The 8,684-nt window shown below is 73.0% G+C and carries 7 protein-coding genes, 1 tRNA gene and 1 pseudogene; 4 read left to right on the top strand and 5 right to left on the bottom strand.

Going from position 1 to position 8,684, the window contains the following annotated elements; genetic code table 11:
- Positions 1-184 (top strand): annotated as a pseudogene (locus tag AB0B63_RS32225) (hypothetical protein); the annotation flags it as partial.
- Positions 185-385: 201 nt separating this feature from the next.
- On the opposite strand, the gene AB0B63_RS32220 reads toward AB0B63_RS32225, so the two are convergent.
- Positions 386-469, bottom strand: a tRNA-Tyr gene (locus AB0B63_RS32220).
- Positions 470-617: 148 nt separating this feature from the next.
- Here AB0B63_RS32220 and AB0B63_RS32215 point away from each other — a divergent pair.
- Entirely contained in the window at positions 618-1,112 is a 495-nt protein-coding gene (locus tag AB0B63_RS32215) for a YajQ family cyclic di-GMP-binding protein (RefSeq protein WP_091242112.1), read from the top strand.
- A gap of 101 nt (positions 1,113-1,213) precedes the next feature.
- Here the strand turns inward: AB0B63_RS32215 and AB0B63_RS32210 are convergent, their stop codons facing one another.
- The gene (locus AB0B63_RS32210) at positions 1,214-2,473 is read right to left on the bottom strand and encodes an MFS transporter (RefSeq protein ID WP_357025761.1); all 1,260 of its coding nucleotides are present in this window, start codon (positions 2,471-2,473) and stop codon (positions 1,214-1,216) included.
- Positions 2,474-2,662: 189 nt separating this feature from the next.
- On the opposite strand from AB0B63_RS32210, the gene AB0B63_RS32205 reads away from it, so the two are divergent.
- Entirely contained in the window at positions 2,663-2,833 is a 171-nt protein-coding gene (locus tag AB0B63_RS32205; protein WP_357025758.1) for a hypothetical protein, read from the top strand.
- Positions 2,833-4,053, top strand: coding sequence for an MFS transporter (locus AB0B63_RS32200; protein WP_357025755.1), 1,221 nt, complete (start codon positions 2,833-2,835; stop codon positions 4,051-4,053). Before AB0B63_RS32205 ends, AB0B63_RS32200 begins: the two co-directional genes overlap by 1 nt.
- 138 nt (positions 4,054-4,191) lie before the next feature.
- On the opposite strand, the gene htpX is transcribed toward AB0B63_RS32200, so the two are convergent.
- The 3 genes from htpX to AB0B63_RS32185 all read right to left on the bottom strand — a co-directional run bounded on the left by htpX (position 4,192) and on the right by AB0B63_RS32185 (position 8,494).
- On the bottom strand, positions 4,192-5,070 hold the full coding sequence (gene htpX / locus AB0B63_RS32195) for a zinc metalloprotease HtpX (RefSeq protein WP_219464787.1): 879 nt from the start codon (positions 5,068-5,070) through the stop codon (positions 4,192-4,194).
- Between the two features lie 190 nt (positions 5,071-5,260).
- Positions 5,261-6,790 carry a proton-conducting transporter membrane subunit gene (locus tag AB0B63_RS32190; RefSeq protein WP_357025752.1) on the bottom strand — a complete coding sequence of 510 codons (1,530 nt, stop codon included), beginning with the start codon at positions 6,788-6,790 and terminating at the stop codon, positions 5,261-5,263.
- A gap of 174 nt (positions 6,791-6,964) precedes the next feature.
- Positions 6,965-8,494, bottom strand: coding sequence for an NADH-quinone oxidoreductase subunit M (locus AB0B63_RS32185; RefSeq protein WP_357025750.1), 1,530 nt, complete (start codon positions 8,492-8,494; stop codon positions 6,965-6,967).
- Between the last annotated feature and the right edge of the window lie 190 nt (positions 8,495-8,684).

Here is an 8,684-nt window from a genome sequence, read left to right as displayed (position 1 = left end):
CACCACCTCCCACCACGAGTGCTGGGAGACAGCCTGCCCGATCCATCCTCAGAACCGACGCATTACCCGACCAACGTTCAAAGACGAGGCACTAGCACGATTCATTCTGCTGGAACGAGTCATTGGTGTGGCTTTAGCCGCGGTCGGTCTCGTGTTCCTGACAGCCCTCGCCACAACCGCCTGATGGTGAGGGTGCGCTCCACCGCCGGGTAGAAGCCGAAGAAGACCTCTTCCCCGCTCAGCAGGTAGAGCTTGAACGGGAGCGACACGTTTGCATTCGGACCCTCACCGTGGCCATTCGAAGGGTCCTCGGTGAGACCGAGCGCAACCAACGAAAGAGGCCCCTGACCGGCGTTCACGCTGGTCAGGAGCCTCTTTGTGCACCTGGTGGCGGGTAGAGGATTCGAACCTCTGTAGCTTTCGCGACGGATTTACAGTCCGCTCCCATTGGCCGCTCGGGCAACCCGCCAGGGCACACCACCGCGTCGCAACGCGGCAGCGGAGCAAGGATAGCGGTCGCCCCCGGGGGTATGGCAACCGGGTACCGTCAGAGGGTCGTGGGGCTGGTCAGCACCGCGACGACCCTGACAGACCGCCGGACAAGCAGGAGCATCAGCATGGCAGCGAACCCGTCGTTCGACATCGTGAGCAAGGTCGACCGGCAGGAGGTCGACAACGCCCTTCGCCAGACGGAGAAGGAGCTTGCCCAGCGGTTCGACTTCCGTGGCACCGGCGCCGAGATCTCCTGGTCGGGAGAGGAGGCGATCAGCCTCCAGGCCGAGACCGAGGAGCGGGTCGCCGCCGCCCTCGACGTGTTCAAGGAGAAGCTGGTCAAGCGGAACATCTCGTTGAAGTCCCTGGACGCCGGGGACCCGCGTTCCTCGGGCAAGATTTTCAAGATCGACGCCAAGGTGATCCAGGGCATCGAGTCGGAGAAGGCCAAGGCGATCAGCAAGAAGATCCGCGACGAGGGCCCGAAGGGCGTCCAGGCGCAGATCCAGGGCGACCAGCTCCGGGTCACCGGCAAGAAGAAGGACGACCTCCAGGCCGTCATCACGCTGCTCAAGGGCGAGGACTTCGGGGTGGCCCTCCAGTTCACCAACTACCGCTGACCCGGTAGACAGACGCCACCAGACCGGGCGGTCGTCCCCCGACGGGGACGGCCGTCCGACGCACGCACGGACCCCGGAAGACAGCGGACCGCGTACCCCGTTCAGACGGTGACGGGGTGTTCGGCGTGGACGGCGGTGGCCTCGGCGCGGGCGATCGGGCCGCCGGGCAGGGCCGCGACGGCAGCCCCGACGCCGACCGCCCCGGCGGCGAACAGGAACGCCCAGGGCACCCCGCCGGCGTGGTCGACGATCAGACCGGCCACCGCGCCGCCGGCCGCGCTCGCCGCCACCGACATGGTCACCACCCAGGTGTACGCCTCGTTGAGCATGCCCGTCGGGGTGATCCGCCCGACCAGGGTGTTCTCCAGGGTCAACGCGGGGGCGATGGTGGCCCCGCCGATCACCAGGGCGATGCCAAGGGACACCGGGCCGGGCATCACCGCGAAGATCGCCAGGGTGCCGGCCACCGCCGCGAGCAGCCAGGCGAACTGGCGGGTCATGTTGGCCGCCGGGCGGCGTACCCCGAACCAGAAACCGCCCACGGCGCTGCCCACCCCCCAGACGGCGAGCAGCAGGCCGGCCAGGCTCTGCGGGTCGTCGGTGGGCTGGTTGCCGGCGAACGCCGGCACGATCACCCCGGCCGCGCCGAAGGCGATGCCGAGGCTCGCCACGCAGACCAGCAGCGCCGGGAACCCGCCCACCCGCAGCGGGCCGAGGCCCCGGGCGTGGTGCTCGCGGGCGTGCGGACGCCAGGCGCGCATCACCCGCCCCAGCGCCACCCCGCCGGTGCCGACCAGGGTCACCACGGCCGCGCCGAGCAGTGCGGCGGCGGCGTCGGCCAGCAGGACGAACCCGGCCACCAGCAGCGGACCGAGCACGAAGACGACCTCGAACAGCGACGTCTCGGCGGCCAGCGCGGTGTTGCGCAGCTGGTACCGGCCGCTCGCCGGGGCGGTCAGGTCGTTCCAGGCACCCCGGATCGCGGCGGTCAGCGGCGGGTAGGTGGCCCCCGCCAGCCCCGCCGCCAGATAGATCAGGCGTACGTCGGCATCATCGGCGCGGCTCGCCCCGAGCAGCCCCAACAGGGCCAGCGGGTGGGCCACGGCGGTGACCAGCAGCACCGGGGTGGGGCCGACCCGGTCGGCGATCCGGCCGGCGACCGGGCTGAGCGCGGCACCGGACAGCGCGTAGATGCCGCCGGCCACGGCGGCGAGGGAGTACCGGCCGGTGACCTGCTCCACGACCAGCAGCAACGCCAACGGCGTCATCCCGATGCCGAGGCGACCGACGACACCGAGGAGCAGCAGCAGCGGCGCCCCGGGAATCCGCCAGACGCCCAGGTACTGGCGCAGTGCGGCCACGGTGGCACCTCCCAGGAGACGATCAGGTAACGACTCAGAACCCTGTAGACCCTAACGCCGCAGGTCGCTCCGGGAATGGTCGATTCACTCACACCCCGGGCCGCTGACCCGGTGGCGGCGAGAGGGTAACTTGCTGATCGACCCAGATACATACACCGCTGAATCGCCCCCGACGCCGTAGGAGGTCCGATGGTCGGCACCACGATCGAGCACCGCCGGCCCGGCCCGGCATCCCGCGTCAGCCAGCGCCGATCCGGCCCCGCCGGCCGCGACGGCCAGCGCCACCAGCCGACCCGGGTGCTCCGGGAAAGCAGCCGTCACCGGCAGAACGGGGTCGAGGAAGCGAACCTGACGACCTGATGACCGACGCCGACGAGCGGCTCTCGCCGACACCCGGTTACCTGGCGCTGTTCCGCCACCCGGTGGCTTCCCGTCTGGTCACCGCCCGGGGCATCTCCGAGCTGGGCGACTTCGTGGGGCTGGCCGCGCTGCTGCTGCTCGCGTACGACCAGACGCAGTCGGTCCTCGGGCCCGCCGCCGTGTACGCCGCCCGAGCCCTGCCCGCCCTGCTGGTCGCCACGGTGTTCAGCGGCTGGCTGGACGTGCCGGCCCGCCGTACCCTGCTGGTCTGGCTCTCGTTGGCCGGCGCGGTGCTGATCGCGGTGCCGCTCGTGTCGCCCCGGCCGGTGCCGGCGATCGTCGCGGCGGGTCTGCTCGGCGCGGTCCGGGCCGCCTACTCCAGCGTCAACGTGGCGGTCGCCGCCGAGTCGGTGGACGCCCCGCTGCGGCTGCCGCTGTTCGGCCTGTCCGCCTTCGCCAACCAGGTCGGCCAGGTGGTGGGGCTGCTGGCCGGGGCCAGCATCACCGTGGCCCTCGGCCCCCGGGTGGCGCTCCTGATCGACCTGGTCTCGTTCCTGCTCGCGGCGGTGGTGCTGGCCGGGCTGCCGACCGGGCAGCAGCGGCGGCGCGGGCCACGCCCACCGGCCACCGCCGGCCTACGGACCATCGCCGGGCACCCGGTGCTGCGCGGCGTCGCCCTGCTCACCCTCGCCACGGTCGTCTCCGGCGCGCTGCCCGAGACTCTCACCCCGGACCTCGCCGACGGGGCCTGGCGGCCCGTGGTGCTGGCCTCGTCGGCGTTGGGCGGCGCGGTCTTCGTGCTGGTGCTGGGGCGGGGCACCTGGCTGGGCCGGTTGACCGGGCAGGTCACCGTGGCCGCCGCCCTGGCCGGGGCGCTGCTGCTGGCCGCCCTGCTGGTCGCCACGCACGCCCCGGTGTGGGCGCTGGCCTGCGCCAACGCGTTGATCGGCGCGGGTGGTGGGTGGCTGATCGGCGCGCAGGCCACCTTTGCCCGGCTGGCACCGGTGGAACGGATGGGGCAGGTGGAGGCGACCATCGTGGCCGCCAACATCGTCGTCGCCGGCTGCGGGATCTTCCTTCTCGGGTCGGCCGCCGCGTTGTTCGGGCCGGCCGTGGCGTACCTGCTGGCCGGGGTGCTGCTGCTGGTCGTGGTGCTGCTGACCCGCCCCGACCGGCTGCCGACCGACGCCGGCCCGCAACCCACCGCTTCCCCGCACTGACGCCCTCCGGCGGCCCTGCTCCCGGCGGAAGGCACCGCGCCGGCCCGCTGACGGGACCACCGCGCCCGTGGTCCCGGCGGGGGCACCGCGCAGACGCCCGCGCCCGCGTCCGGGACGCGGACGCGGGGTCGGTGCGGGTCAGCGCTGGAACTGCACCGGGCCGGAGTTGCGGGCCATCTGCTCCAGCCGGGCCACCCGCTCCTCCATCCGGGGGTGGGTGGAGAAGAGCGCGGCGATGCCGCCACCCCGCTTGAACGGGTTGTCGATCATCAGGTGGGCGGTGCTGGTGAGCTGCCCCTGGGCGGGCAGCGGCCGGGCCTGGGTCCCCAGGTGGATCTTGCGGAGGGCGCTGGCCAGGGCCAACGGGTCCCGGGTGAGCTGCGCACCCGACGCGTCGGCCTGGAACTCCCGGCTCCGGCTGATCGCCAACTGGATCACGGTGGCCGCGATCGGGCCGAGAATGATGGTGAGCAGCAGCACCGCCGGGTTCGGGCCGTCCTCGTCGTTGCTCCCACCCAGCGGGATGAAGAACGCCAGGTTCGCCAACATGGTGATGATGCCGGCCAGCCCGGCCGCCACGCTGGAGATCAGGATGTCCCGGTTGTAGACGTGGGACAGCTCGTGGCCGATCACCCCGCGCAGCTCGCGGTAGTCGAGGATCTCGGTGATCCCGTGGGTGACGCAGACCGCCGCGTTGGCCGGGTTACGACCGGTCGCGAACGCGTTGGGCTGCGAGGTGGGGCTCACGTACAGCCGGGGCATCGGCTGCCCGGCCTCGGTGGCCAACTCCCGGACCATCCGGTACAACTCGGGGAACTGGGCCTCGGTGACCGGTTGCGCCTTCATCGAGCGCAATGCCAGCTTGTCGGAGAAGAAGTAGGTCACGCCGTTCATCAGCAACGAGACGACGACGGCGACGACGAGGCCACCGCTCCCACCGAACCAGTAGCCGACCGCGAGGATCAGCGAGGTCAGCAGGCCCAGCAGCGCTGCGGTCTTCAGACGGTTGTGATGCACGATCGCTCCTTCGGTGCGCGGGTCGCGCGGGACCCGCTGACCGGTACAACGTCACCGGTACCCGTCAACCATCCAGCTCATGACTGGCAGTTGACTGACAGAAGCTGGGAACCCGCTGAACGGACCGGACACCGGGGACGACCCGGGGCACCAGCTCAGGGGCGCCCGGGTCAGGAGCTTCGGCGGCTGCTCAGCGGGACGCGAGGTCCAGCACCCACTGCGGGGCGAAGCCGATCACCACGGCCAGCGCGGTCGCCCCGGTCAGCGCCACGGTGACCGGCCAGGCCACCCGACCGGACCCCACCCCGGGTGCGACAGCCGGCCCGGCGGGGGGCGTGACGGCCGACTCCCCGGGGCGCGTCGGGGCGGTCGGCAGTGGGGTCGGGTCGGCGTAGAGAGTCGCGGCGATCCGCAGGTAGTAGGCCAGGCCGATGACCGCGTTCAGCGCCACCACCAGGGCCAGCCAACCGGCCCCGCCGTCCAGCAACGCCCGGACCACGGTCACCTTGGCGAACAGCCCCGCCAGCCCCGGAGGCAGGCCGGCCAACCCGACCAGGGCCAGCGCGAAGGCCGCCCCCACCCAGGGCCGCCGCCGGGCCACCCCACGCAGGTCCGCCAGCGTGCCGCCGTCCGCACCCGCCGGCCGCAACGCCACCAGCGCCGCGAACGCCGCCAGCTCCACCACCACGAAGAAGACCGCGTACGCCACCACGGCGGCGTACGCCCCGGCCCGGACGTCGTCGACCCGGCCTGCGGCCAGCGCCAGCACCCCCAGCGGGGCCAGGATGTAACCGGCCTGGGCCACCGACGACCAGGCGAGCAGCCGGACGGTACGCCGCTGGCGCAGCGCCACCAGGTTGCCCACGGTCATGGTGAGCACCGCCAGCAGGGCCAGCACCGGGCCGGTCACCTCGGCCGGCAGCGCCCGCTGCACCACCGCCAGCAGGGCCACCACCCCACCCAGCTTCGACGCGGTGGACAGGTAGGCGGCCACCGGCAGCGGCGCTCCGTCGTAGGTGGCCGGGGCCCAGGCGTGGAACGGCACCGCGGCGACCTTGAAGGCCAGCCCGAGCACCAGCAACGCCACCGCCACCGGAATCAACGGCAGGTCGGGCGCGTCGGCCAGCAACCCACCGAGCCGGTCCAGGTGCAGGCCGCCGGTCGCCGCATAGAGCAGGGCCGCGCCGAGCAGGGTGACCGTCGTGGCCACCACGCTCACCACGAAGAAGGTGACCGCCGCCTCCGCGCTGGCCAGGCTGCCCCGACGCAGGCCGACCAGCACGTACAACGGCAGGGTCAGGGTCTCCAGGGCGACGATCAGGGTGATCAGGTCACCGGCCGCGCCCAGCACCACGCCACCGGTCATCGAGCAGGCCAGCAGGAAGCAGTACTCCCCGACCGGCGTCGGGCCGCCGCGCAGCAGCGGCCCGGACAGCCCGAGCACCCCCAGGGTGAGCAGGGCGAAGACCCCGGCGACCAGGGCCGCCCGGCCGTCGAACACCCACGAGCAGTCGGCACCCGCACAGAAGGTCCGCCGGGTGCCGGCCGCGCCCACCACCACCGCACCGACCCCGGTGGCGACGACGCCCACGCAGGCCACGGCCACCGTCGCGCCGGCCCGGCCGACCAGCAGATCCGCCAGCAGCACGAGTACGGCGGTGCCGGCCGCCAGGTACGCCGGCAGCAACGCCACGTTGTCGACGCTCTGCACGAGACTCACCGGTGCTCACCTCCGTTCGCGACTGCGGGGCTCCGCTGCGCTGCACTCCTCACGCTCACCGAGCCACCAGTTTCGTTCGCGACTGCGGGGCTCCGCTGCGCTGCACTCCTCGCGCTCACCGCACCCACCTGTCGCTCGCGACTGCGGGGCTCCGCTGCGCTGCACTCCTCGCGCTCACCGGAGCACCGCCACCAGGGCATCCACCGGGCCGCTCGCATAGCCGAGCACCAGGGTGGGTGCCAGGCCGACGGCGAGGGCGAGCAGGACCAGCGGAACCCAGGCGGTCAGCTCCACCCCGGCCAGGGCAGGGGTGAACCGGCCCACCACCGGGCTCGGCCGACCGTGGGTGACCCGACGCAGCAACCGCAGGAAGTACGCGGCGGTGAGTGCCCCGCCGACCGCCGCCAGCACCGCCAGCGTGGTCCACAGCGGCCCGCCCCGCTCGACGGCCGCGACCACCGCGAACGCCTCACCCCAGAAACCCGCCAACCCGGGCAGGCCGAGCGAGGCGACCGCCGCGAAGCCGAGCAGACCGGCCAGCCGGGGTGCGGTCTCCCGCAGCCCGGACAACTCGGCGAGCGCCCCGGTGTGGGACCGGTCCTTGACCGCCCCGGCGAGGAAGAACAGCAGCCCGGTGATCACCCCGTGGGCCACGTTGCCGATCAGCGCCGCCTGGATGCCGGTGGCGGTCAGCGTCGCCACCCCCAGCAGCACGAACCCCATGTGCCCGACGCTGGAATAGGCGATCAGCCGCTTCAGGTCCTCCTGGGCCAGACAGACCAGGGAGCCGACGAGGATCGCCGCGACGGCCAACACCCCGAGGATCGGCGCGGCCCAGCGGGCCCCCTCCGGGGCCACCCCGACGGCGACCCGGATCAGGCCGTACGTGCCCATCTTGAGCAGCACCCCGGCGAGGATGACGCTGCCGACGGTGGGTGCCTGGGTGTGCGCGTCGGGCAGCCAGGAGTGCAGCGGCCAGAGTGGGGCCTTCACCGCGAACGCCAACCCGAGCAGGGCGAACGCGGTCAACTGGGTGCCCCGGGACAGCCCCACCCCGCCGGTCAGCGCCACGATGTCGGCGGTCCCGGCGGCGGCCACCACGACGAACACACCCACCAGCAGCAGCACCGAGCCGAAGAGCGTGTAGAGGGCGAACTTGCGGGCCGCCGCCCGGGCCGCGTCCCGTGCCGGCAGATCATCGCCGGTGCCGCCCCAGCCGGCGATGATCGCGTACATCGGCAGCAGGACGACCTCGAAGAAGACGAAGAACAACACCAGGTCGAGGGCGAGGAAGGTGCCCAGGATGCCCACCTCGACCACCAGCAGCAACGCCACCAGCGCCCGGCCGCTACCCCGGCCCTCGGGCACCCGGCGCACCGTGTAGCCGCAGCAGAGCAGGGTGAGTAGGGCGGTGAGCACCACCAGCGGCCAGGAGATGCCGTCGACCCCGAGGTGGAAACGCAGGTCGAGGCCGGGCACCCAGGGCAGGTCGACCTCGTGCCAGGGCTGCACGGCGGGGGCCGGGCCGTAGCCGAACCAGCCGTGGTCGCCGAGCACCAGCAGCGCCGCCCCGACCAGGGTCAGGCCGGCGACCGCCGTACCCAGCAGCCGGGCCGCCCGCTCCCCGGGGAGCACGGCCACCAGCGCCGCCCCCACCGCCGGCAGCACCAGCACCGCGACCAGCAACACCTGCCCAACCGTCACCGGGCCCGCCTCTCGTTCGCGACTGCGGGGCTCGGCTGCGCTGCACTCCTCGCGCTCACCGGGCCCGCCTCTCGTTCGCGACTGCGGGGCTCCGCTGCGCTGCACTCCTCGCGCTCACCGGGCCCGCCTCTCGTTCGCGACTGCGGGGCTCCGCTGCGCTGCACTCCTCGCGCTCACCGGGCCCGCCTCT

The sequence above is a fragment of the Micromonospora sp. NPDC049081 genome, assembly GCF_040648835.1.
GTDB classification, from domain to species: domain Bacteria; phylum Actinomycetota; class Actinomycetes; order Mycobacteriales; family Micromonosporaceae; genus Micromonospora; species Micromonospora antibiotica.
The sequence above is the reverse complement of the archived record's forward strand: the minus strand, read 5'-3'. Positions and strand labels throughout refer to the sequence as shown.